The sequence below is a fragment of the Nocardioides turkmenicus genome (genome assembly GCF_011045035.1).
In the GTDB taxonomy this organism is placed as follows: Bacteria; Actinomycetota; Actinomycetes; order Propionibacteriales; family Nocardioidaceae; genus Nocardioides; species Nocardioides turkmenicus.
In genome coordinates this window covers 1-22,892 of the sequence record NZ_JAALAA010000021.1, presented here as the reverse complement: position 1 = coordinate 22,892, position 22,892 = coordinate 1, and the positions used below count along the sequence as shown (strand labels likewise).

The window sequence follows — 22,892 nt, the reverse complement described above, 5'->3', positions numbered from 1 at the left end:
CTGTGACTAACACCACAGCCTGGTCTCTTCGGGCCCCGAGCGGCACCCGCCGATCATCCGAAGATGGGGTCTGCGTGGATGCGGCCTTTGTGTGAACCTCCAGGATGGCGTTCTGGCGGTTTCGGATCGGTTTCGGCGAGGTGAAGAAGGTCGCGGCGGATCGGGTGTAACACGCTGTTCGTAGGACTATCCGGTCGTTCCGATAGGGCGAGTAGTCCTACGAACGACGTGTTACACCGGCAGCGGCTCAGAGCGATCGGAGGGCGAGGAAGACGTCGACGCGGTCCTCCATCGTGGTCAGGTCACGGCCGGTCAGCTCCTCCACGCGGGAGATCCGATAGCGCACGCTGTTGACGTGGAGGTGGAGCGATTCGGCCGTACGCGTCCACGACCCGGCGTACGTCAGGAACCGGTCGAGCGTCGGCACCAGATCGCTCCCGGTGCGCTGGTCGTGCTCGAGGACGGGGCCGAGGACGCGCTGGGCGTAGGTGCGGCGGATGTCGTCGGGGACAGTGGCGAGGAGCAGCACGTGGGAGGTGACCTCCTCCGAGCTGGACAGCGCGACCGCGCCGCCGCCGGAGCGGGCGACCCGATGCGCGAATCGCGCCTCCTCGAGGGCGCCGGCCAGGGCGTCGAGGCCGCTCTCCCCGCTCAGCCCGACCGACAGCGAGCCGCGGACCAGGGCCGGCGCCAACCGGGAGAGTGAGCGGCGGAGCTGGTCGGTGAGGTCCGGGCGAGCGGGGAGGAACGCCACCGCACAGCCGTCGCGGGCGCTGGCGACGACGGACGGTCCCAGGCCGAGGGCCACGTCCTCGAGCACCGCGGCCACCGCGTCGGGCGGACCGCCGGGGCCGAGCTCGGCCATGGCGAGGACGAGCGGCCGCTCGGGATCGAGCCCGGACTGACGCAGCCCGGCGGCGATCTCGGCCGGTGAGGCGCCGGCCTCCAGATGGGCGAGGGTTGCGGCCGCGAGCGGCCGCCTCACTCGGAAGCCCTCGTCGCGCCGCGAACGGTCCAGGGCGGTGATGGCCCCGAACTCGTGGACCATGTCGAGGTCCTCCCGAGGCCAGGAGGTGTGGTCGCCCTCGACCACCACGGTCCAGCCGGTCACCCGGTCGGCGAGCCCCGACCCGACGGGGAACAGGGAGAAGCGATGGTCGCCGGCCTCGGCCACCGCGGGCAGCATGTCGGCGGTCAGGAAGCGGCGGGTCAGGGCATCGACCGTCTCCGGATCCAGCTCTCCGGGACCGGGTACGACGTGGCGGCCGCTGGCCGTGAGCACCCGGCACGCGTGGCCGATCTCGGAGGCCACCCGGGCGGCCAGCTCGTCGAGGCTGCGGCCCGAGGCGATGGCGGAGAGGAGCTGACGCTGGCGGGCGAGGCTCGCCGACATCCGGGCGCTCTCGCCGGCGGCGCCGGCGGCCGCGACGTACTCGGTGACGTCGGCGAACGCAACGTCGCCGGGCACCTCGACCAGGGCGACCTGATGGCGGCGGCAGGCGTCGACGAGGTCGTCGGGCACCGCGCCGAGGAGGGCCGCGCCGGCCAGCAGGCAGGTCGCGCCGCCGGAGGCGATCGAGGACACGAACGTCTCGCTGTCCTCGGGGCCGCGGCGCCAGACGAGGCCGGTGAGTACGAGCTCGCCGCCGTTCAGGTAGCGGCCCGGCTCGAGCAGGTCGATCGTGATCGTGCGTCCGACCGGACGCTCCAGCGATCCCTCGGGTGCATGCAGGAGTCGCAGGCCCAGGCTGGGCGTCTCCAACAGCTCGGCAAGCAGCACGGGTGCCTCCACACGGTCCGTCTTGGAGGAACGTACAACGCCCGCGTACGTGCGTGCGAGGCCGTTGTCGGTTCGTCATCAGTTTGCGGCCCGAGGTTCGGACGGGGTTGACGTGACTCCGCTCACATCCTTATATTTCGAATGTCAGAAATCAAATTCCGCAGTACGGAAGGAATGGTGAGGATGTCCCACCAGCTCCGCTACGAGGTGAACTGCTCGATCCTGTTCACCGAGCTCCCGCTGCTCGAGCGCCCCGCGGCGGTGAAGGCCGCCGGCTTCGACGCGGTGGAGTTCTGGTGGCCGTTCGCCGAGGCGGTGCCGTCCGACAAGGACGTGGACGCCTTCGTCGCCGCCGTTCAGGACGCCGGGGTCCAGCTGGTCGGCCTCAACTTCTTCGCCGGCGACATGCCTGCCGGTGACCGCGGCCTGGTCTCCTGGCCGGCCCGGTCGGCGGAGTTCCGCGACAACATCGACGTCACCATCGGCATCGGCGAGCGGCTCGGCTGCACCGCGTTCAACGCGCTCTACGGCAACCGCGTCGAGGACGCCGCCCCCGAGGCGCAGGACGAGCTCGGCGCCGAGAACCTCGCCCTGGCTGCCCGCGCCGCGGCCCGCATCGGCGGGACCGTGCTGGTCGAGCCGGTCAGCGGCGCAGACCGCTACCCGCTGCTCACCGCCGCCGACGCGGTGGCCGCGATCGACCGTGCCGGTGAGCCCAACATCGGCCTGCTCGCCGACCTCTACCACCTCGCCGTGAACGGCGACGACGTCGACGCGGTGATCGCTGCGTACGCCGCTCGCATCGCCCACGTCCAGATCGCCGACGCCCCGGGCCGCAACGAGCCCGGCACCGGCGACCTTCCGCTCGAGCGGCAGCTCGCCGCCCTCGAGGCGGCCGGCTACACCGGCTGGGTCGGGCTGGAGTACAAGCCCGCCACGAGCTCGACCGGAGGCTCCGTCGAGAGCTTCGACTGGCTGCCGCGCGAGCGCCGCAGCGCCGCGACCGCCACCCGCTGACCAGCCCTGACCATCCCGCAGGAGAGATCATCATGACCAACATCGCATTCATCGGCCTGGGCATCATGGGCAACCCGATGGCCGTCCACCTGGCCGACGCCGGCCACACCGTCGCCGGTTACGACCACAACGCCGAGCGGGCCCAGGCCCTCGTCGAGGCCGGCGGCCGCGCCGCCGACTCGACCGCCGACGCCTGCCGTGACGCCGAGGTCGTCTGCGTCATGGTGCCGGACTCGCCCCACGTCGAGGAGGTCCTCGCTGCCGAGGGCGGGGTCTTCGACTCCGCCCCGGCCGGCGCGCTGATCATCGACTTCTCCAGCATCCGGCCCGACGTGACCTCCGCCCTCGCGGAGCAGGCCACCGCCCGTGGTTTCCGCATCCTCGACGCCCCGGTCTCCGGTGGTGAGGCCGGGGCGAAGAACGCGGCCCTCTCGATCATGGTCGGCGGCTCGGCCGACGACTTCGCCACCGCGAAGCCGCTCTTCGACGCGGTCGGCAAGACCATCGTCCACGTCGGGCCGAGCGGCGCCGGCCAGACGGTCAAGGCGGCCAACCAGCTCATCGTCGCCGCCAACATCCAGGCGCTGTCGGAGGCGGTCGTCTTCCTCGAGGCGTACGGCGTGGACACCAAGGCCGCCCTCGAGGTGCTCGGCGGCGGGCTCGCCGGCTCGGCGGTGCTCAACCAGAAGAAGGAGAACATGCTGACCCGCTCCTTCCAGCCGGGCTTCCGGATCGACCTGCACCACAAGGACATGGGGATCGTCACCGCCGCCGCCCGCGAGGCCGGCGTGGTGGTCCCGCTCGGCTCGCTGGTCGCTCAGCTGATGGCGAGCGCCCGGGCCAACGGCGACGGCGGCCTGGACCACTCCGCGCTGCTCCGGGGCGTCGAGCGCCTGAGCGGCTCCGACTCCAAGGGAGAGAACTGACATGGCACGCATGCGCGCGGTCGACGCCGCCGTCCTGATCCTGGAGAAGGAGGGTGCGACGCAGCTGTTCGGCCTTCCCGGCGCCGCGATCAACCCCTTCTACAGCGCGATGCGTGCCCACGGTGGTCTCGACCACGTGCTCGCCCGTCACGTCGAGGCGGCCTCCCACATGGCCGAGGGCTACACCCGGGCGAAGGCCGGCAACATCGGCGTCTGCGTCGGCACCTCGGGTCCCGCCGGCACCGACATGATCACCGGTCTCTACTCGGCCTCCGCCGACTCGATCCCGATCCTGTGCATCACCGGGCAGGCGCCGGTCGCGAAGCTCCACAAGGAGGACTTCCAGGCGGTCGACATCGCCGCCATCGCCGGCCCGCTCACCAAGATGGCGGTCACCGTGATGGAGCCCGCCCAGGTCCCGGGCACTTTCCAGAAGGCCTTCCGGTTGATGCGGGGAGGACGTCCCGGCCCGGTCCTGATCGACCTGCCGCTCGACGTCCAGCAGGCCGAGATCGACTTCGACATCGAGACGTACGAGCCGTTGCCGATCGCCCGGCCGGCGGCCAGCCGTGCCCAGGCGGAGAAGGCGCTGACGATGATGCTGGCCTCCGAGCGCCCGCTGATCGTCGCGGGTGGTGGCGTGATCAACGCCGACGCCGCCGACCTGCTGGTCGAGCTCGCCGAGGTCACCGGGGTCCCGGTCGTCCCGACCCTGATGGGCTGGGGCACGATCCCCGACGACCACCGGCTCAACGCGGGCATGGTCGGCCTGCAGACCTCCCACCGCTACGGCAACGCGACCATGCTGGCCAGCGACTTCGTCCTCGGCATCGGCAACCGGTGGGCCAACCGCCACACCGGCTCGGTCGAGACCTACACCGCCGGACGTACGTTCGTGCACATCGACATCGAGCCGACCCAGATCGGCCGGGTCTTCGCGCCGGACTACTCGATCGTCTCCGACGCCCGCGCGGCGCTGGAGGTGCTCGTCGAGGTCGCGCGCGAGTGGGCGGCGTCCGGTCGTCTCGCGGACCGTACGTCCTGGGCCGAGGAGTGCGCCGAGCGCAAGCGGACCCTGCACCGCAAGACGCACTTCGACAACGTCCCGATCAAGCCGCAGCGGGTCTACGAGGAGATGAACCGCGCCTTCGGCTCCGGCACCCGGTACGTCACCACGATCGGCCTGTCCCAGATCCAGGCGGCACAGCTGCTGCACGTCTACAAGCCGCGGCACTGGATCAACGCCGGCCAGGCCGGTCCGCTCGGCTGGACCCTTCCGGCCGCGCTCGGGGTCGCGACCGCCTGCCCCGACGGTCAGGTCGTCGCGCTGTCGGGCGACTACGACTTCCAGTTCCTGATCGAGGAGCTGGCCGTCGGTGCGCAGTTCAACATCCCCTACATCCACGTCGTCGTGAACAACTCCTACCTCGGCCTGATCCGCCAGGCCCAGCGCGGGTTCGAGATGGACTACTGCGTCCAGCTCTCCTTCGACAACGTCAACAGCCCGGAGGTCGACGGCTACGGCGTCGACCACCTCAAGGTCGCCGAGGGCCTCGGCTGCAAGGCAATCCGGGTGACCGACCCGAGCGATCTGGGTGCGGCCTTCGAGAAGGCGAAGGCGCTGATGGCCGAATACCGCGTGCCGGTCCTGGTCGAGGTCATCCTCGAGCGCGTCACCAACGTCTCGATGGGCGTCGAGATCGACGGTGTCGTCGAGTTCGAGGAGCTGGCCGAGCGTGGTGAGCACGCCCCGACCGCGCTCGTCCCGCTGGACTGACTGATGGTCCGCGTGCTGGTCGCCTCCGACAAGTTCAAGGGGTCGCTCACCGCTGCCGAGGTCGCGGCGGCGGTGAGCGCGGGTCTCCGCCGAGGGCGTCGGAGCGTGCTCGTGGACTCGATCCCGGTCGCCGACGGTGGCGACGGCACCCTGGCGGCGGCCGAGTCCGCCGGGTTCGTCCTCGTGCCGGTTCGCGTGGCCGGGCCGACCGGAGAGCCGGTCGAGACGGCGTACGCCCGGCGGGACGACGTCGCGGTCGTCGAGCTCGCCGACGCTTCCGGGTTGGCGCGGCTGCCGGGCGTGCCGGATCCGCTGCGCGCCTCCAGCCTCGGGGCCGGGCAGGTCATGGCGGCCGCGATCGACGCGGGCTGCCGCCGGATCGTGCTCGGGATCGGAGGCAGCGCCAGCACCGATGGGGGAGCCGGTCTGCTCTGCGGGCTGGGCGCCCGGTTGTTCACCGCTGCCGGGGACCCGGTGGGTCCGGGTGGCGCCGGACTCGAGGAGATCGCCCGGATCGAGGTCGGCGAGCTGCGCCGGCGTCTCGAAGGGGTCTCGGTCACCGTCGCGTGCGACGTCGACAATCCGCTCACCGGTTCCACCGGTGCGGCCGTGGTCTATGGCCCGCAGAAGGGTGCCGATGCGAACCAGGTCCGGCGGCTGGACGCCGCGCTCGGCCGCTGGGCCTCTCTGGTGGCGTCATTCACCGGGACCGATCTCTGCGACCACCCCGGAGCCGGGGCCGCCGGCGGTGTCGGCTTCGCGGCCCTCGCCCTGCTGGATGCCGAGCTCCGCTCGGGGATCGACCTCGTCCTCGAGCTGGTCGACTTCGCCTCCGGCCTGGACGGCGCGGCCCTCGTCGTCACCGGCGAAGGGGCGCTCGACGAGCAGACCCTGCACGGCAAGGCCCCGGCCGGCGTCGCCGCCGCGGCAGCCCGCGCCGGTGTCCCGGTCGTGGCGGTATGCGGGGTCAACCACCTCGATCACGACCGGCTGCGGAAGGCCGGGATCGAGGCTGCGTACGCGTTGACGGACATCGAACCCGACCGCCAGCGCTGCCTGACCGACGGTGCGGCCCTGCTTGCGCAGATCGCCGAGCGGATCGCCGCCGACCATTTGATCAAGGAGGACGCATGAGCGAGCGGCGGAATGCTCACCGAGTTACCTCGGTGAGCGGTCACCTCCTTCGTGGAGTTCCGCGAGGGGAGTGCATGCTGGCCGAGGTACCTCGGCCAGCATCCGGAGGGCCCGCGACAGCGGCCCGCGGAATGTCCACCGAGGTAACTCGGTGAGTGCCCACCTCCTTCGTGGAGTTCCGCGAGGGGAGTGCATCCAGACCGAGGTAACTCGGTCAGCATCCGAGGAGGACGCATGAGATTGCTGAGCGTGGGACCGCCGGGGCAGGAACGCCCCGCCGCTCTCGACGACCAAGACATCCTGCGCGACCTGTCGGCCGTCGTGCCGGCGATCGACGGGAACCTGCTGGGCGACCCCGAGCGGCTCGCCTCGGTCAGAGCGGCAGTCGCATCAGGCCGCCTTCCGAGAGTCCCCGACGGCACCCGGATCGGACCGCCGGTGGCGAGACCAGGCAAGGTCGTCGGCGTCGGGCTCAACTACGAGGACCACGCCGAGGAGGCTGGCGTCGCGATCCCGGACGAGCCGGTCGTCTTCCTCAAGCCCTCGACCTCGATCGTCGGTCCCTACGACGCGATCGAGCTGCCGCCGGGTTCGACGACGACCGACTACGAGGTCGAGCTGGGGGTGGTCATCGGGCGAAAGCTCTCCCGGTGCCCCGACCCGCAGCAGGCTCTGGCCGCAGTCGGCGGCTACCTCACGGCCGACGACGTCAGCGAGCGGTCGCGGATCGCGGCCGGGCCGACCTGGGCGAAGGGGAAGTGTGCCGACACCTTCACGCCCATCGGTCCCTGGCTGGTCACGCCCGACGCCGTGGCCGACCCGCAGGCCCTCGGTCTGGAGCTGTGGGTCGACGGCGAGCGGCGGCAGCACGGGACGACCACCCGGATGGCCTACGGCGTCGGTGAGGTCCTCGCCTTCCTCAGTACGCTGATGACACTCGAACCCGGCGACCTGGTGCTGACCGGGACGCCTGGCGGGGTCGCAGCGTTGCGGCCCGAGCCCCGGCCCTTCCTGCGGGAGGGGCATGTGGTGGAGGCCGAGGTGACCGGCCTCGGCCGCCAGCGTACGCGGGTCGTGGCAGTCGAAGAGGCAGTCGATGAGGCGGAGGTGAGGGTGTGAGTCGAGAACTCGAACTCGTCATCCGGGCGGCGCGGATGGTGACCCCGGACGGCGAGAGGTCAGGCTCGGTCGGAGTACGCGACGGGAAGATCGTCGCCGTCGAGTCGGCCGATCTGACGGCGGCCCGTGAGGTCGCGCTCGCCGCCGACGAGGTGCTGATGCCCGGCGTCGTCGACGCCCACGTGCACGTCAACGACCCCGGCCGGACCGAGTGGGAGGGCTTCTCCTCCGCGACCCGCGCAGCAGCCGCCGGCGGGGTCACCACGATCGTCGACATGCCGCTCAACAGCATCCCGCCAACCTGCGACCTCCCGGCGCTCGACCTGAAGCGCAAGACCGCGGCGAGCCAGGCCTTCGTCGACGTCGGCTTCTGGGGCGGCGCGATCCCCGGCAACCTCGCCGAGCTGCGCCCTCTCCACGAGGCGGGGGTCTCCGGGTTCAAGTGCTTCCTGCTGCACTCGGGCGTCGACGAGTTCCCGCCGCTCGACCGTGCACAGCTCGAGCTCGCGATGCGCGAGATCGCTTCCTTCGACGGTCTGCTGATCGTGCACGCCGAGGACGCCCACGCGATCGAGCACGCGCCCGCGGCGGTCGGAGGGACGTACCAACGCTTCCTGAGCAGCCGCCCCCGGGACGCCGAGAACCTCGCGGTCGCCGGGGTGGTCGAGCTCGCCCGGAAAACCGGGTGCCGGGTCCACATCCTGCACGTCTCCAGCTCCGACGTGCTCGCGACGATCGACGCGGCCCGCCGCGACGAGGTCCCGATCACGGCCGAGACCTGCCCCCACTACCTGACCTTCGCCGCCGAGGAGATCCCCGACGGCGCGACGCAGTACAAGTGCTGTCCGCCGATCCGCGAGGCGGCCAACCGCGAGCTGCTCTGGCAGGGCCTGCGCGACGGCGTCATCGACATGGTGGTCACCGACCACTCGCCCTCGACCCCCGACCTGAAGGCCCTCGACACCGGCGACTTCGGGATCGCCTGGGGCGGCATCTCGTCGCTCCAGCTCGGCCTGTCGGCCGTCTGGACCGAGGCCCGGGCCCGTGGTTTCCGGCTCACCGACATCGCCCGCTGGATGTCGGATGCTCCCGCCCGTCATGCGGGGCTGGACGGCAAGGGGCGCATCGCGGTCGGGTACGACGCCGACTTCGCGGTGCTCGCCCCCGACGACTCCTTCGTCGTCGATGCCGCGAGGCTCCATCACAAGAATGCCGTCACGCCCTACCACGGTCGGTCGCTCGCAGGCGTCGTCCGCGCGACCTGGCTGCGCGGCGAGAAGATCGACATCGAGGCCGCGCCCCAGGGCCGGCTGCTCAGCAGAGTCACCACCGAAGGAGCCCGACCATGAGCGAACCTCGCTACTACGCCCCGACCGGCGGCCACCCGTCGCAGCGGGAGCTGACCACCGACCGGGCCGTCTTCACCGAGGCGTACGCCGTGCTCCCGCGTGGCACCATGCGCGACATCGTCACCAGCAAGCTCCCGTTCTGGGAGGGCACCCGGCTGTGGGTCATCGCCCGGCCGCTCTCGGGCTTCGCCGAGACGTTCTCCCAGTACATCGTCGAGGTCTCGCCCGGCGGCGGCAGCGACAAGCCGGAGCTCGACCCGGGCGCCGAGGGCGTCCTGTTCGTGGTCGAGGGCGCGCTGACGCTCTCGATCGAGGGCGAGAAGCACTCGCTCGCGCCGGGTGGGTATGCCTTCCTCCCGCCCGGCTCCGCCTGGACGCTGCACAACACCAGCGACCAGGTCGCCCGCTTCCACTGGATCCGCAAGGCCTACCAGCGGGTCGAGGGCATCGACGTGCCGGAGCCGTTCGTCACCAACGAGGTCGACGTGCCCGGCGGCGAGATGCCGGGCACCAACGGCGCCTGGAAGACCCAGCGCTTCGTCGACCCCGATGACGTACGCCACGACATGCACGTCAACATCGTCAGCTTCGAGCCGGGCGGCGCGATCCCGTTCCCGGAGACGCACGTGATGGAGCACGGGCTCTACGTCCTCGAGGGCAAGGCCGTCTACCTGCTCAACAAGGACTGGGTGGAGGTGCAGGAGGGCGACTTCATGTGGCTGCGGGCGTTCTGCCCGCAGGCCTGCTACGCCGGTGGCCCTGGCCGGTTCCGCTACCTGCTCTACAAGGACGTCAACCGCCACGCGGTCCTGTCGCGGCAGTTCGGCTGATGCCAGTCGCGGTCGTCACCGGTGCCGGTTCGGGCCTGGGTCGAGTGATCGCCCAGGCCCTGGACGGGGCCGGCTTCCAGGTCGCGCTTCTCGGGCGCACCGAGTCCTCCCTCGAGGCGACCGCGTCGCTGATGGCGCGGTCTCTCGTCCTGCCCACCGACGTCGCCTCCGCCGCCGAGGTGGAGGCGGCGTTCGCCGCCGTCGTCGGGACGTGGGGGCGCGTCGACCTGCTGGTCAACAACGCCGGCACCTTCGGACCGAGCGGGGATCCCGACGAGATCCCGCCCGAGGAGTTCGCCGCGACGCTGGCGGTCAACGTCACCGGCTCGTTCCTGTGTGCGCGCGCGGCCTTCGCCCAGATGAAGCGTCAGGACCCGCGCGGCGGCCGGATCATCAACAACGGTTCGATCTCCGCCCACGTACCCCGCCCCGGCAGCGCCGCCTACACCACCTCCAAGCACGCGATCACCGGCCTCACCCGCTCGCTCGCCCTCGACGGCCGCGCCCACGACATCGCCGTCGGCCAGATCGACATCGGCAACGCCGCCACCGAGATGACCGCCGGCATCGCCGTCGGCGCCCGCCAGGCCGACGGCACCGTACGTCCCGAGCCCACCTTCGACCCCCAGCACGTCGCCGACGCCGTCGTGGCCATGGCCCAGCTCCCGCTCGGCGTCAGCGTCCCGGCGATGACCATCCTCGCGACCGGGATGCCGTACGCCGGCCGCGGCTGACCCCAGTGCGCCGGGCGAATGAATTTTCGTTCGCGGGGGAGGGTGCGGTGAACGAATATTCGTTCACCGCACGACGGTCACTCGTGCGTGAAACATTCAGGCGAGGTCGAGGCTGAGCGATGTCAGACCTTCGACCGGCCTGAATCCGAGTCTGCGGTACAGACTGAGCGCGGCGTCGTTGTCGATCTCGGTCACCAGTGACAGCCGGGTGGCGCCTGCGGCGAGCGCCGCGTTCTCGATGCTCGTGCCGCTGCCTCAACGTGGTGGACTCGCCAGGTAGGCGTGATCGATGTCGAGAGGTGGGGCCGATGAGCGGCGACAGGCGAGTGCTCTGGTTCCGCCGGGACTTGAGGCTGCTCGACCATCCGGCCCTGCTCGCAGCGGCCGAGGGCGGGGCGGAGGTGCTGCCGCTCTACGTGCTCGATGAGCGGTTGCTGGCGCCGGCGGGACCGAACCGCGTCGCCTGGGTGCTGGCATCGGTCCGGGCGCTGGCCGACGAGCTGGCCGAGCACGGAGCCACGCTGGTGGTCCGCCACGGTGACCCGGCGGAGGTGCTGCCCGCGGTGGTGGCTGACACCGGGGCGCGGGAGGTGCACATCAGCGCCGATCACGGCCCCTACGGCCGGGCTCGCGACGCCCGGGTCCGGGAAGCGCTCGGCGAGGTGCCGCTGGTCGAGACCGGGTCGCCGTACGTCGTCTCGCCGGGGCGGCTGCTGACCGGCTCGGGCAACGGCTACCAGGTGTTCACGCCCTACTACCGGGCCTGGCTGGCGCACGGATGGCGTGCTCCGGCCGAGAGCGATCCCACGCAGGTGGTCTGGGCGTCCGCCCCGGCGGACGAGATCCCGAGCGCGGAGCTTCCTCCCGGCGTACGTCTCGAGCCTGGGGAGTCCGCCGCCCGGCGGCACTGGGCGGAGGCGCTGGGGCGGATCGCCGACTATGCGACCGCGCGGGACCGCCCCGACCTCGATGCCACCTCCCGGATCTCGCCCTACCTCAAGGTCGGGGCCCTGCATCCGCGGACGCTGCTGGCCGACCTGGCCGACCACCCGGATGAGGCGTTCCGCCGCGAGCTTGCCTTCCGCGAGTTCTACGCCGACGTGCTCCACCACCGTCCCGAGACCGCACGGGACTATGCCCGGCCGGAGCCCCGCGGGCTGCCGTACGTCACCGGAGCCGCCCTGCGCGAGCACCTCGACGCGTGGGCGGCCGGGCGGACCGGCTACCCGCTCGTCGACGCCGGGATGCGGCAGCTGCTCGCGGAGGGGTGGATGCACAACCGGGTGCGGATGCTGGTGGCGTCGTTCCTGGTCAAGGATCTCGGTGTCGAGTGGACGCATGGTGCGCGCCACTTCCTGCGCCACCTGATCGACGGCGACCTGGCCAGCAACCAGCACGGTTGGCAGTGGGCCGTCGGCTGCGGCACGGACGCGGCCCCCTACTTCCGGATCTTCAACCCGACCACGCAGGCCCGCACGTTCGATCCGGACGGCACCTACATCCGCCGCTGGGTCCCGGAGCTCCGTTCGCTCACCGGCAAGGCGATCCACGAGCCGTGGACCGCGCCGAGCGGTCCGCCCGACGGATACCCGCCCCCGATCGTCGACCACGCCGAGCAGCGCGCCGCGGCCTTGGAGGCCTACCACGCACTCCGCGCCGGCCGTTGAGGCAGGTCGAGGCCCCGACGGGTGGGGGAACCGGTCAGGGCCTCGGGCTGTGGGGCGGCCGCAGATCAGCCGCCGTGCTGTTCGATGATGCGAGCGATCTCGGTGAACCCGCGGCTGCGGGCGTGCTCGAGCGGCGTCACCCCGTCGCGGTCGGCGATGCTCGGGTCGGCACCGTTCTCGAGCAGGCTGCGGACGACCCGCTGCCAGCGGTCGGAGCCCTCGCCCAGGATCACGGCCTCGAGAAGAGCGGTCCAACCGAGGTCGTTGATGTGGTTGACATCGATCTCGGTGCGCGCGACCCGCTCCACGTAGTCCGCGTGGCCACGCTCGCTCGCCGGGATGATCGAGACGCCGCCGTAGCGGTTGCGTACGGTCAGGTCCGGGTCGACGCTGAGCAGCAGCTCGGCCATCGGCACGCTCCCGGTGACGCCGGTGACCAGCCAGGGGGTGTCGTGCTGGCCGTCGAGGGCATCCGGGTCGGCACCCAGGAACACGAGCAGACGGGCCGTCTCGAGGTGGTCGTCGGTGACCGCGAGCAGCAGCGGCGTACGCCGGTTGCCGTCGCGCGCCTCCAGGTCGGCGCCGCCGCGGAGAGCGGCCGCAGCAGCGTCGGCGTTCCCGGCCGAAGCGGCGCGCAGCAGCTGCGCATCGCCGTCGGCCACCCGCTCCGAGGCCGTACGCAGCGTCGACACGATCGCGTCGAACCCGCGTTCCTCGGCGTGCTGGAGGGCGGTCTTGCCGTCCCGGCCCGCCTTGATCGAGATGTCCACGCCGGCCGCGACGAGCACGCGTACGGTGTCGGCCGCGTCCGGGCCGTCGTCACCCAGGACGACCGCTTCGTGCAGTGCGGTCCAGCCCAGGTTGTTGACGTGGTCCAGGTCGATGCCGGCCTGCACCAGCCGCCCGACGATGTCGGCGTGCCCACGCTCGGCGGCGCGGATCAGCGCGGTGCCGTTGTAGGAGTCCTTCGCGTTGATCTCCGCGCCGTTGCGGAGGGTCAGGTCGAGCAGGTCGACGTACCCCTCGCTCGCGGCGATGAGGTAGGCGCTCTGCTGGGTGTCGTCCTGATAGTTGACGTCCGCGCCGTCCGTGATGAGCTGCCGGGCGCGAGCGAGGTCGTTGTCCCAGGCGGCCTTGATCAGCTGCTCGTTCATCCGCTGTAGCTCCTCGGGGTCGGGGGTCCTCTTCGCCGCTTCGGACTTGGCCGGCGCCGAGCTCGACGGCGAGTTCGACGGGGCGCTCGATGGCGGCCGATCGGCGGTCTCCGACGGTGCCGCGGCGCAGCCTGCCAGAAGCACGGTCAGCGCCGCGGCGGCCATCGACCACCGCAGGTGGGTGGTCATCGGGGCATCCGTGCGGTGACGATCTCGTACGGCCCCTGCGCGGTCTGCTCGTCGAAGTGGCTGTCGACGAGCAGCATCCGGCCGTCGAGCAGCTTGCCCGTGGTGAAGATGCGGTTCGGGTCGGTCGCGGTCGACGAGACGAGCTCGGCGGAGGTCGCGGACGGGTTCAGCTCGAGGTGCACGATCTGCTTGTCGAAGTTGCGGATCACGACGAGGTCGCGACCCTGCCGGATCAGGCCGTCCGCGTTGCGCAGGTTCGCGCCGTCGGTGTCGATCTCGCTGACCTCACCGGTGGCGATGTCGAAGCGCCACAGCTGGCCGGTGTTGCCCTGGGCGACGACGAAGGCGGACTCGTCCGTGCTCGTCACGATGCCGCCGAGGTTGAAGCCCTCCTGCCGGGTGATCAGCGAGCTGCCGTCGGCCCACTCGGTCGCCTCCCAGCCGTTCGCACCCTCGGCGACGCGGATGATCGTCGGGTCGTTGGAGTTGGTGAAGTACGCAGCCCCGTCCGGCCCGATCGCGACGTCGTTCAGGAACGCGTCGTTGTCGGGCACCCGGAGGGCGGCGAGCAGTTCGCCGGAGGGGCTGTAGACCCACAGGTCGGGGCGGTCGTTGCCGGTGCCGTTCGGGCCACCGGCGATGTAGATGCGGCCCTCGTCGTCGACGGTGATGCCGCGAGCGGTGTAGCGACCGTCGGTGCCGTCACCGGCCAGCCACTCCTCGGCCTGGGCCTGGTCGGCGGAGCCACGCTGGATCTCGCCGCCGGTGACCTCGCTGACGTAGAACTTACCGGACTCCTGGTCCACGCCGATCCCCTCGAACTTCGAGCCGCCCTGGGCGAACGACTCGCCCTCGAGCAGGTAGGTCCCGGGGCGGCCGGTGCCCTCCGCGGCGTTGGCTGCGGTGCCCAGGCCGAGACCGGTGAAGGACAGGGCGGAGGCGGCGATGCCGGCGAACCCGGCGAGGGCGGCGATTCGGGACGTACGCATGGTGGTTCTCCTGTGTCGATTGCGGTGCGGTCGATATGTGTGGTCGACCTGATGCATCAACCATCGCTCCCGGGAACCGGTCCGGACATCGGGTGACCGGCGACGTCTGGATAGCCGTCCGGCGACACCCCGGATAGCCGATCGGATGATGCCGGGACACCCCGAGCGGCCTAGCCTGGAACGACCATGTCGACCGACGCCGCACCATCATCATCCGCCGCCGGTGGGATCCTGGCCGGCCAGTCGTTGCTCGACCGCTGGCTCCACATCTCACTGGTGGTACTCGTCGTCGCCTCGGTCGTGCGCTATCTGCAGGGCCACGGCTTCGGTGACCAGGCCGAGGTGGTCCTGCCCGGCGCCGCCCTCCTCCTGGTCGCGTACGCAGCAGGCCGCCGCCTCACCGGCACGGCCGCGGTCGTCTGGCTGGCCGCGGTGGTCGCCTGCTGGACCGTGCTGGCGCTGATCGCGCCGTCGTTCTCGTGGGCCGCGGTGCCGCTGGTCTTCCTGGCCCTGCGCGTGCTGCCCTTCCGCTGGGCGGTGGCTGCGACGGTGTTCCTGGTGGCCGTCGTCGCGTTCGCCTGGAGCAGGATGACCGGCCTGGCCGACCCGACCGTGCTGCTCGGCCCGGTCTGCGTCGCCGTGCTCGCGGTGACCGCCTACCGCGCACTCGAGCGCGATGCCGAGACCCGGCGTGCGCTCCTCGCCGACCTCGAGGCGGCCCAGGACGAGGTCGCCGACGCCGAGCGCCGCGCCGGGGTCGTTGCCGAGCGCGCCCGGCTGAGCCGGGAGATCCACGACAGCGTCGCCCAGGGCCTGACCAGCATCAACCTGCTGCTCCAGGCGGCCGACCAGGAGTGGGACTCGCGTCCCGCCGACGCCCGCGACCACGTCGACCAGGCGGCCGGCATGGCTCGCGCCTCGCTCGACGAGGCCCGCCGGGTCGTACGCGACCTCGCCCCTGCGGAGCTGGCCGGCGGGTCGGCCCTAGTCACCGCCGTACGCCAGGTCGCCGACGATGTCTCCGCCACCACCGGGCTCGACGTCCCGGTGCATGTCCACGGCGACCCGCACCAGGTCGGCGGGCGGGTCGCAACGGCCGTCGTACGCACCCTCCGAGGTGCCCTCGCCAACGTCGCCGAGCACGCCGGCGCGACCACCGCCGTCGTCTCCCTCACCTTCCACGAGGGCGGGGTCGCCCTGGACGTACGCGACGACGGGGCCGGGTTCGACGCGGCCGGTCGAAGCGGAGCCCGAGACGATCCGTTCAGCCTCCGGGACGAGTCGGACGGCCTGCGCGGACACGGCCTGGCCGGGATGCGGGCCCGCGCCCGGCTGCTGGGTGGAGACTTGGTCATCGAGAGCGCCCCGGGCGAGGGCACCGTTGTCGCCGTCTCGTTCGAGGCCGGTCAGTCAGCATCCGTCCAGGGGGAGGAACGTCGTGGTTGAGCAACACATCCGGGTGGTGCTGGTCGACGACCATCCGGTGGTCCGGGCCGGCGTCCGTGCCCTCGTCGACGCCCAGGACGACCTGGACGTCGTCGGCGAGGCCGCCGACTCCGCCCAGGCCGTCGCGGTCGTGGGCGAGACGAAGCCCGATGTGGTGCTGATGGACCTCAGCCTCGGCGAGGGGCCAGGTGGCGCAGAGACGACCAGGCTGGTCCGCGATCTGCCGGAGCCGCCGCAGGTGCTCGTGCTGACCACGTACGACACCGAGGCCGACGTGCTCGAGGCCGTCGACGCCGGCGCGGCCGGCTACCTGCTGAAGGACGCCCCGCCCGACGAGCTCTTCCGGGCCATCCGGGGAACGGCACGGGGAGAGACCGTGCTGGCCCCCTCGGTCGCCACCCGGCTGCTGCAGCGCGCCGCGTCACCGGCGCCGAAGGTGAGCCCGCGCGAGGTCGAGATCCTGCGCCTGCTCGCCAAGGGCCTGGGCAACAAGGAGATGGCCCGCGAGCTCCTGGTCAGCGAGGCGACCGTCAAGTCCCACCTCTCCCACATCTACACCAAGCTCGGCGTCGACACCCGTGCCGGTGCCGTCGCCACGGCCATCGAGCGCCGCATCCTGCGACCCTGAGGCCGGCGACGGCACCCAGTGTCTCAGCAGGTCGCCAGCAGCATGGGCTCGAGCAGGAGGCCGAGGTCGTAGATCGGGTCGGTGCTGTCCCAGTTGCGACCGGTCCAGCCGAGCGTGATCTGGCGGGTGCCGTCCGGTGAGCCCCAGCTGATCGACTGCGCACCCATGTGGGCGCCGTCGTGGCCGTAGAGATACTCGCCGGGGGTGCACGGGTCAGCGACCCGGTAGATCCCGAACCCGTACTCCGGGTCGGCGCTGCCCGCGATCGGCGGCAGCATCTTCTCGACAGTCTCCGGACGGACCAGCTGCCCGGTGAGGAGCGCCTCGTTGAGGTCGGCGAGGTCCTCGGTGGTGCTCGTCGCGGCCCCGGCGGCGTGGAAGATGCTCGGGTGCAGGTCGGTCATCGGCCGCCAGCGGCCCTCGTAGTGGCCGGCATCTTCGAGGAACGGGCCGCGGTTGCGGGCCTCGGTCGGGTAGGCGCTCTGGCGCATCCCTGCGGGCTCGAGCACCCGGTCGCGTACGAGATCCTCGATCCGCTCGCCGGTCTCCTTCTCGAGCATGACGCCGAGGGCGACGTAGCCGTAGTTGGAGTAGGAGAAGTCGGTGCCGGGCTCGAAGAGCCAGCCGGCGCCGCGCATGAAGGCGAGGTGCTCGGCCTCGGAGTAGTACTGCCCGAGCGCGTCGATCAGCTGGTCCCACGAGGTCGGATCCCCGACACGGTCGAAGAGGATCTCCTCGGGTCCGCGCGGGGCGCCGGAGGTGTGGCTGAGCAGGTGCTTGATCGTGACCCCCTCGGGGAAGGTTTCCGGAAGCACGTGGTTCGCGGGCGTGTCCAGGGTCCAGCCGCCGCGCTCGACCTCCTGCATCACCAGGGTCGCGATCAGCGTCTTGGTGTTGCTGGCGATGTGGAACCGGTCGCCGGGCCTGACCGGCCGCTTCTTCCCGACCTCGCGTACGCCACCCGCCCCCGCCCACACCAGGTCGGGCGTCTCGACGCGCGCGGTGACGCCGACGGCACCATCCGCGATGAGCGCGTCGACGGCACGGTCGAGGTCGGCGGCGGTGGGGGTCGCCGACCGGGTGCGGAGCCCTCGTCGCTCGGCGGCCGCCCGCTCGGCGATCGCGGTCGCCTCCCGGGTCAGCGCGGTCGGGTCGGGCGCGACCGCAGCCGCAGGGCGAGGATCAGGATCGGCGTACGCGGCCGGGACGGCCGTCAGGGGAAGGAGCACCGCGGCCAGCGCTGCGGTGCCCGTGCGGACGATGGTCCGAGACATGGCTGCTCCTGTCGTCGTGGACGTGTCGCAGCAATCGTTCCGGGCTCGGCCGTACGCCCACATCAGCCTCGAGTCGGAGATCGAGGCCGCCCTGGTCGGTCTCGAAGCTGACGCCGCAGGGCCCGCGCGGCCTTGCCCTTGCGGGAGAAGAGATCGCGACGCTCGGCCGGCGTCATCGGGCCGAGCTTCTCGAGGACCGAGGAGGGGAAGCCGGCGACCTCGGGTGCCTCGCCGATCGGGACGGTGGTGTGGACGACCGGGGCGCCCGGGACGCCGCCGACGCCCTCGTCGTAGAGGTGGACCAGCGAGATCGCCTGGTGACCGTCGACGGAGGCGGAGTAGCGGCCGAGGGTCGCCGGGGCGGCGGTGTAGCAGCTCGCTGAGGCGACCGAGACCGGGATCCCGGCGAAGGTGGTGCTGGTCGAGTAGTGCAGATGACCTGCGAGAACGGCACGTACGTCCGTCCCGGCCAGCACCGGGGCGAGCCGGTCCTGGCCGTCGAGCTCGATGATCACGCTGGCCTCGTTGAGGGGGAGCGGGATCGGCGGGTGGTGCATCGTGAGCAGGGTGCCGTGCGGTGCCGGCTCGGCGAGCACGTCGCTCAGCCACTCCAGTTGGGCCTCGCTGATGTCGCCGTGGTGCCAGCCGGGCACGGTGGTGTCCAGGGAGATGATCCGCAGCCCGTCGATGTCGTACACCCGGTCCTGGGGGTCATCGGAGGGCGACCCGAAGAGCACCTCGGAGTAGACCTCGCGCTCGTCGTGGTTGCCCATCACCCAGATGATCTCGGCCCCGAGGTCCGCGGCGACCGGCTCGACCTGCTTGCGCAGACGTACGTAGGCGTCGCGCTCGCCCAGGTCGGCGAGGTCGCCGGTGAAGACGATCGCCTGCGGCGGGACGGTCATCCCGCGCAGCCGGTCCAGGGCACGCTCGAAGCCGGGGTTCGGGTCGACCTTGCCGAAGATCCGCCGGTCACCGGCGTAGAGGTGGGGGTCGGAGAGGTGGGCGATCGTATGACGGGGCGCGGGATACTGACCGAACTGCACGATCCACAGCGTAGGTCCGACTTGGATGTTGGCCGGGAACTCCCAAGTCGCACTGGGAAGTTCCCGCAAACTTCCAACTCATCACGCTGTTGACTGGTAAGTTGACCGGTCATGGATCCGGAGAGGTACGACGCTCCGCAGTTCGGCCGGGCGGCCCGCGAGCCGGGGAACAAGTGGGCCTACTGGTATTACAAACCCGCCCACATCCCGCGTGACCTGCCGTTGGAGCCGCTCACCGTGAAGGCGCTCTCGGACGCCGACGCCGCCCTCGGTCGCCTGCAGGGCGTGAGCGCCCTGATCCAGGATCCCGAGCTGCTGATCGGGCCCTACCTGACCCAGGAGGCGGTCGCCTCCTCCCGGATCGAAGGCACCCGGACATCGCTGGAGGAGGTCCTCCAGGACGAGGCCAGCGGCCAGGCGACGAAGAGCGAGGACGTCGCCGAGGTCAAGGCCTACCTCGCCGCGACCCGGCAGGGCTTCGAGCTCATCAAGAGCTGGCCGCTCAGCCAGCGCCTCGTCCTCGAGCTCCACAGGACCCTCCTCACCGGTGTCCGGGGGCAGGAGCGCCACCCCGGTGAGTTCCGGCGGATGCCGGTCTGGGTCGGCTCGACGACCGACAGCCCCACCACCGTCGCGTACGTCCCACCCCTCCCGTCCGATCTGCCGGAGCTGATCGCCGACTGGGAGGCGTACGTCAATGTCCCCGACCTCAGCCCGACCCTGGTGCGCTGCGCGCTGATGCACTACCAGTTCGAGACGATCCACCCGTTCCTCGACGGCAACGGCCGCATCGGCCGGCTGCTGATCAACCTGATGCTGATGGAGGAGGGGCGGATGACCACACCGCTGCTCTATCTCTCCGGCTACATCGAGGCCCACCGGCAGACCTACTACCAGCGGCTGCAGAGTGTCCGGGAGCGCGGCGAGATGCAGGAGTGGCTGCAGTTCTTCCTCACCGGGGTGCGGCGCTCGGCTGAGGACGCCACGACCAGGTCCGAGCGCCTGGTCGGGCTCCGCGAGGGCTACCTCGAGGAGGCCGCCACCTCGCGCGCCAACCTGTCCGGGCTGGTCACGCTGCTGTTCGCCAACCCCTACCTGACCGTCAAGCGCGTCCAGGACGCGACCGGTCTGACCAACCAGGGAGCGCGCAACCTCATCCAGGACGCCGAGCGGAGGGGGTGGCTCCAGGCCGCCGGCCGGTCGGGCCGCGGCGGCCGTCACTACTGGGTCGCCAGGGCGGTGATGGACGTGATCGAGGAGCCGCTGGCGTACGACTGAAGCCTGACGGGGTTCGGATGGGCCTGGGAAAAACGTGCAGGTGGCCCCGGCTGTGCACGTGTGCACGCCCAGGGCCACCTGTGTGACGTTGCCGAGCAGTCGGTAGGGGTTGATCACTCGGCCATGGTCAACTCGCTCAGAAGGTGCCGAGCGGACCCAGCGGGTTCGGGACGTCCTGGACCGGGAGGCCGTCGAGGGCCGGGTTGTCCATCGGGAGGAGGAAGGAGACCTGGTCCATCTCACGGTCGGACAGCTCGGTCGGCATCGCGCCGCCCATGATCTTGTCCATCACGGTGCCGGGCGCACCGACCCAGACGCCGGAGACGACCATGGCGGCACCGGTGCCGACCTGGTGCGCGCCACCGTCCCAGTTCACCCAGGCCTTCTTCTGCGCCGGGCTCAGCTCGTCGCCGGTCGCACCCATCAGGAGCAGGCCCGGAGCGCCGACCCAGGCGCCGCTGACCATGCGAGCGGCACCGCCGGTGGCCTGGCCGGCGCCACAGATGAAGTCGGCCCAGGCCTTCTGGGTCGAGGGCGAGAAGTCCGAGTTGCCGCCGGTGTTCTCCTTGACGCACTGAGTGGCGGTGCGGTTGTGGTCCTTGTCGTGGGTGACCGGAGCGGCGTTGGCGGTGCCGGTGGTCAGTGCGATGGCGACACCCGAGAAGGCGGCGACGGCCGCAGCGCGGCGGAGCAGCCCTGTCTTCTTGTTCATTTCGTACCTTTCGTCGATCAATTCGAATTGAAGCAACACGCATGGACGCGGCCCCCGGATCGATATGGCATCGATACGTCCGCATCCGGGAAATGATGCTAAGAGCATCAACGCGCACAATGGCAAGCGACACGGCTGTTTTCGTGTCAACTACGTACCGAAAGAAATGTAATGACGTAATTTCGGTCAACCTGCAACGTTCTTGACTGAACGCGCGTAAATGCGCAGATGGCCCGGTCGTGCACGAGTGCACGGCTGGGCCATCTGTAGACGGCACCGATCGGATCGTGGTGGGAGCTACGTCCGGCCGGCAGCGGTCATGTCGCCGCTCAGAAGGTGCCGAGAGGAGCCATCGGGTTGGGGACCTGGTCGGTGGCGACACCGTCGAGCGCCGGACTGCCCTCGGGGATGAGGAAGCTGACCTGCTCGAGCTCGGCCGGGGACAGGTCGCCCGGGGTCGCACCGCCCGCGATCTGGTCCATGATGTAGCCCGGGGCCCCGACGTAGGCGCCGGCGACCATCATGGCCGCACCCTCGCCGATCTTGCGGCCGCCGTCGTCCCAGTTCTCCCAGGCCGCCATCTGCTCGGGGGTGAGCGGGGCGCCGGTGGCGCCAGCGAGGAGCAGGCCCGGAGCGCCGACCCAGGCTCCGCTGACCATCTGGGCGGCGCCCTCGGTCACGTAGGAGCCGCCGAGGATGAAGTCCTCCCACGCCTTCTGCGTGGAGGGCGAGAGGTCCGACGTCGAGGTGCTGGCGGCGGCGGTCGCGGCGTCGGCCGGGGCAGCCGTGGCGGCTCCGGTGGACAGTGCGAAGGCGACACCCGAGAAGGCGGCGACGGCCGCGGCGCGGCGGAGCAGCCCTGTCTTCTTGCTCATTTCATACCTTTCGTCGTCAATTCGAATCGATCGCAACGCGGTCTTCGAGTCGGCAGCTGTTGCGCCGATACGCCCACGTGCGCCTCGCGACGCTAAAGAAACGCAACGACGGGTTGTTCGAGCGACACGGCATGGCGATTACCAAGTGAACGTAAACGTTGCATACCGCCCGGTAATACGGTGCCGGGCGGGGTTAATCACTTCCCGGCGCGAGCTCGGCACGCTAGATTGCCGCGTCCACTTCTTGGGACCCCCACCTAGAAGGCCACGATGAGCTCGGCAACGTACGCACCCTTGATCGCTGATTCCGGCCGGCCGAGGAAGGGCGGCAGGGTCTTCCTGGCGGTGCTCCTCGGCCTGCTGGGCGCGCCACTCCTTCTCGTCGGGGCGGGCCTGGCGATGGCGGCCGGGCCCGACGACGTGGTGATGGGCAAGGAGACCCCGATCGAGCAGGGGGCGGCGTACTCCACGCCGGAGGCGTTCGCCTTCGACCGGCTCCCGGTCACGGTGCGGGTGGAGGCGATGGGGGGAGTCGTACGTCGGCGTGGGCAACCCGGTCGACGTCCTCGACGTCGTCAAGGACACCAACGCCGTCGAGATCGCCGAGACCCCGCTGACCAGGGTCAGCGGTGCGGTCGGGTCGGGGGAGAAGGTGCCCGATGCCTCCCAGGCGCCGTGGTGGCACGAGAAGGTCTCGGGCTCCGGGACGCAGGAGCTGAACGTGACGCTCGAGGGTGAGCCGGTCTCGTTCCTCGCCGCGAGCCGGGACGGGGCGCCGATCAAGCTCGCCTTCGGCTACCGGATCGACGGGATCTTCGTGGTGGCGCTCGGCATCGCCGGCGGCGGTGCCCTGCTGCTCGGCGGCGCGGTCGTCCTCCTGGTGACCGGCAAGCGGCCGGCGAAGTCGGAGCCGCCCCCACCGCCGGCGGTGATGTAGATCGTGCCCTGCTCGGTGTCGACCGTGGCGC

The 22,892-nt window shown here is 71.1% G+C and carries 22 protein-coding genes; 13 read left to right on the top strand and 9 right to left on the bottom strand.

The genetic code is table 11. From position 1 onward, the window contains the following. Nucleotides 1-247 precede the first annotated feature (247 nt). Nucleotides 248-1,780 carry a PucR family transcriptional regulator gene (locus G5C66_RS20895; RefSeq protein ID WP_165112856.1) on the bottom strand — a complete coding sequence of 511 codons (1,533 nt, stop codon included), beginning with the start codon at nt 1,778-1,780 and terminating at the stop codon, nt 248-250. 183 nt (nt 1,781-1,963) lie between these two features. Between G5C66_RS20895 and G5C66_RS20890 the strand changes: the two genes are divergently transcribed. The 8 genes from G5C66_RS20890 (at nt 1,964) to G5C66_RS20855 (ending at nt 10,666) form a co-directional block, all read left to right on the top strand. After that, nucleotides 1,964-2,797 (top strand): hydroxypyruvate isomerase family protein, encoded by an 834-nt coding sequence (locus tag G5C66_RS20890; RefSeq protein WP_165112855.1) that lies wholly within the window; start codon nt 1,964-1,966, stop codon nt 2,795-2,797. Then, a complete protein-coding gene (locus tag G5C66_RS20885) occupies nt 2,689-3,723 on the top strand; it encodes a 2-hydroxy-3-oxopropionate reductase (protein WP_420901753.1) in 1,035 nt (344 codons plus the stop codon). The genes G5C66_RS20890 and G5C66_RS20885 overlap by 109 nt, the downstream gene beginning before the upstream one ends. Nucleotide 3,724: 1 nt before the next feature. Beyond that, the gene (gcl, locus tag G5C66_RS20880) at nt 3,725-5,500 is read left to right on the top strand and encodes a glyoxylate carboligase (protein ID WP_165112853.1); all 1,776 of its coding nucleotides are present in this window, start codon (nt 3,725-3,727) and stop codon (nt 5,498-5,500) included. A 3-nt stretch (nt 5,501-5,503) separates the two neighbouring features. Beyond that, nucleotides 5,504-6,634, top strand: coding sequence for a glycerate kinase (locus G5C66_RS20875; protein WP_165112852.1), 1,131 nt, complete (start codon nt 5,504-5,506; stop codon nt 6,632-6,634). 234 nt (nt 6,635-6,868) lie between these two features. Then, nucleotides 6,869-7,753, top strand: a complete 885-nt coding sequence (locus G5C66_RS20870) for a fumarylacetoacetate hydrolase family protein (protein WP_165112851.1) — start codon at nt 6,869-6,871, stop codon at nt 7,751-7,753. Continuing rightward, on the top strand, nt 7,750-9,102 hold the full coding sequence (gene allB / locus G5C66_RS20865; protein WP_165112850.1) for an allantoinase AllB: 1,353 nt from the start codon (nt 7,750-7,752) through the stop codon (nt 9,100-9,102). Before G5C66_RS20870 ends, allB begins: the two co-directional genes overlap by 4 nt. Next, the gene (locus tag G5C66_RS20860; RefSeq protein ID WP_165112849.1) at nt 9,099-9,932 is read left to right on the top strand and encodes a bifunctional allantoicase/(S)-ureidoglycine aminohydrolase; all 834 of its coding nucleotides are present in this window, start codon (nt 9,099-9,101) and stop codon (nt 9,930-9,932) included. The genes allB and G5C66_RS20860 overlap by 4 nt, the downstream gene beginning before the upstream one ends. After that, nucleotides 9,932-10,666, top strand: coding sequence for an SDR family oxidoreductase (locus G5C66_RS20855; protein WP_165112848.1), 735 nt, complete (start codon nt 9,932-9,934; stop codon nt 10,664-10,666). Before G5C66_RS20860 ends, G5C66_RS20855 begins: the two co-directional genes overlap by 1 nt. A 96-nt stretch (nt 10,667-10,762) precedes the next feature. Here the strand turns inward: G5C66_RS20855 and G5C66_RS26940 are convergent, their stop codons facing one another. Then, on the bottom strand, nt 10,763-10,906 hold the full coding sequence (locus G5C66_RS26940; RefSeq protein WP_338144265.1) for a GNAT family N-acetyltransferase: 144 nt from the start codon (nt 10,904-10,906) through the stop codon (nt 10,763-10,765). 68 nt (nt 10,907-10,974) lie between these two features. On the opposite strand from G5C66_RS26940, the gene G5C66_RS20850 reads away from it, so the two are divergent. Continuing rightward, nucleotides 10,975-12,333, top strand: a complete 1,359-nt coding sequence (locus tag G5C66_RS20850) for a cryptochrome/photolyase family protein (RefSeq protein ID WP_165112847.1) — start codon at nt 10,975-10,977, stop codon at nt 12,331-12,333. 65 nt (nt 12,334-12,398) lie between these two features. On the opposite strand, the gene G5C66_RS20845 is transcribed toward G5C66_RS20850, so the two are convergent. Then, nucleotides 12,399-13,676, bottom strand: a complete 1,278-nt coding sequence (locus G5C66_RS20845) for an ankyrin repeat domain-containing protein (protein WP_206444389.1) — start codon at nt 13,674-13,676, stop codon at nt 12,399-12,401. Then, entirely contained in the window at nt 13,673-14,665 is a 993-nt protein-coding gene (locus tag G5C66_RS20840) for an SMP-30/gluconolactonase/LRE family protein (protein WP_165112846.1), read from the bottom strand. The genes G5C66_RS20845 and G5C66_RS20840 overlap by 4 nt, the downstream gene beginning before the upstream one ends. Before the next feature lie 186 nt (nt 14,666-14,851). Here G5C66_RS20840 and G5C66_RS20835 point away from each other — a divergent pair, with 186 nt between their 5' ends. Together G5C66_RS20835 and G5C66_RS20830 are read left to right on the top strand one after the other, a co-directional pair. Continuing rightward, nucleotides 14,852-16,111: a sensor histidine kinase gene (locus G5C66_RS20835; RefSeq protein WP_165112845.1), complete on the top strand. Its 1,260-nt coding sequence runs from the start codon at nt 14,852-14,854 to the stop codon at nt 16,109-16,111. Next, nucleotides 16,104-16,739, top strand: a complete 636-nt coding sequence (locus G5C66_RS20830; protein WP_165112844.1) for a response regulator — start codon at nt 16,104-16,106, stop codon at nt 16,737-16,739. Before G5C66_RS20835 ends, G5C66_RS20830 begins: the two co-directional genes overlap by 8 nt. A 23-nt stretch (nt 16,740-16,762) precedes the next feature. Here the strand turns inward: G5C66_RS20830 and G5C66_RS20825 are convergent, their stop codons facing one another. Together G5C66_RS20825 and G5C66_RS20820 are read right to left on the bottom strand one after the other, a co-directional pair. Beyond that, nucleotides 16,763-18,013 (bottom strand): serine hydrolase domain-containing protein, encoded by a 1,251-nt coding sequence (locus G5C66_RS20825; RefSeq protein WP_165112843.1) that lies wholly within the window; start codon nt 18,011-18,013, stop codon nt 16,763-16,765. 62 nt (nt 18,014-18,075) lie between these two features. Further along, entirely contained in the window at nt 18,076-19,059 is a 984-nt protein-coding gene (locus tag G5C66_RS20820; protein ID WP_165112842.1) for a metallophosphoesterase, read from the bottom strand. A gap of 111 nt (nt 19,060-19,170) precedes the next feature. Between G5C66_RS20820 and G5C66_RS20815 the strand changes: the two genes are divergently transcribed. Beyond that, on the top strand, nt 19,171-20,337 hold the full coding sequence (locus tag G5C66_RS20815; protein ID WP_165112841.1) for a Fic family protein: 1,167 nt from the start codon (nt 19,171-19,173) through the stop codon (nt 20,335-20,337). Nucleotides 20,338-20,473: 136 nt separating this feature from the next. Here the strand turns inward: G5C66_RS20815 and G5C66_RS20810 are convergent, their stop codons facing one another. From G5C66_RS20810 to G5C66_RS20800, 3 genes are all read right to left on the bottom strand, one after another. Further along, complete coding sequence (locus G5C66_RS20810; protein WP_241248723.1) at nt 20,474-21,049, bottom strand: type III effector; 576 nt, start codon at nt 21,047-21,049, stop codon at nt 20,474-20,476. Nucleotides 21,050-21,378: 329 nt separating this feature from the next. Continuing rightward, nucleotides 21,379-21,924: a type III effector gene (locus G5C66_RS20805; protein WP_165112840.1), complete on the bottom strand. Its 546-nt coding sequence runs from the start codon at nt 21,922-21,924 to the stop codon at nt 21,379-21,381. Nucleotides 21,925-22,181: 257 nt separating this feature from the next. After that, complete coding sequence (locus G5C66_RS20800) at nt 22,182-22,430, bottom strand: hypothetical protein (RefSeq protein ID WP_165112839.1); 249 nt, start codon at nt 22,428-22,430, stop codon at nt 22,182-22,184. Nucleotides 22,431-22,468: 38 nt separating this feature from the next. Between G5C66_RS20800 and G5C66_RS20795 the strand changes: the two genes are divergently transcribed. After that, nucleotides 22,469-22,861, top strand: coding sequence for a hypothetical protein (locus tag G5C66_RS20795; RefSeq protein ID WP_165112838.1), 393 nt, complete (start codon nt 22,469-22,471; stop codon nt 22,859-22,861). Nucleotides 22,862-22,892: the final 31 nt, after the last annotated feature.

Excerpts from the sequence above, each read along its gene's own strand:
- G5C66_RS20835 (WP_165112845.1), top strand. The coding sequence starts at position 14,852 with ATGTCGACCGACGCCGCACCATCATCATCCGCCGCCGGTGGGATCCTG.
- gcl (WP_165112853.1), top strand. The coding sequence starts at position 3,725 with ATGGCACGCATGCGCGCGGTCGACGCCGCCGTCCTGATCCTGGAGAAG.
- G5C66_RS20845 (WP_206444389.1), bottom strand. The coding sequence starts at position 13,676 with ATGACCACCCACCTGCGGTGGTCGATGGCCGCCGCGGCGCTGACCGTG.
- G5C66_RS20870 (WP_165112851.1), top strand. The coding sequence starts at position 6,869 with ATGAGATTGCTGAGCGTGGGACCGCCGGGGCAGGAACGCCCCGCCGCT.
- G5C66_RS20805 (WP_165112840.1), bottom strand. The coding sequence starts at position 21,924 with ATGAGCAAGAAGACAGGGCTGCTCCGCCGCGCCGCGGCCGTCGCCGCC.
- G5C66_RS20875 (WP_165112852.1), top strand. The coding sequence starts at position 5,504 with ATGGTCCGCGTGCTGGTCGCCTCCGACAAGTTCAAGGGGTCGCTCACC.
- G5C66_RS20840 (WP_165112846.1), bottom strand. The coding sequence starts at position 14,665 with ATGCGTACGTCCCGAATCGCCGCCCTCGCCGGGTTCGCCGGCATCGCC.
- G5C66_RS20815 (WP_165112841.1), top strand. The coding sequence starts at position 19,171 with ATGGATCCGGAGAGGTACGACGCTCCGCAGTTCGGCCGGGCGGCCCGC.
- G5C66_RS20850 (WP_165112847.1), top strand. The coding sequence starts at position 10,975 with ATGAGCGGCGACAGGCGAGTGCTCTGGTTCCGCCGGGACTTGAGGCTG.
- G5C66_RS20860 (WP_165112849.1), top strand. The coding sequence starts at position 9,099 with ATGAGCGAACCTCGCTACTACGCCCCGACCGGCGGCCACCCGTCGCAG.
- G5C66_RS20855 (WP_165112848.1), top strand. The coding sequence starts at position 9,932 with ATGCCAGTCGCGGTCGTCACCGGTGCCGGTTCGGGCCTGGGTCGAGTG.
- G5C66_RS20810 (WP_241248723.1), bottom strand. The coding sequence starts at position 21,049 with ATGAACAAGAAGACAGGGCTGCTCCGCCGCGCTGCGGCCGTCGCCGCC.
- G5C66_RS20825 (WP_165112843.1), bottom strand. The coding sequence starts at position 18,013 with ATGTCTCGGACCATCGTCCGCACGGGCACCGCAGCGCTGGCCGCGGTG.
- G5C66_RS20890 (WP_165112855.1), top strand. The coding sequence starts at position 1,964 with ATGTCCCACCAGCTCCGCTACGAGGTGAACTGCTCGATCCTGTTCACC.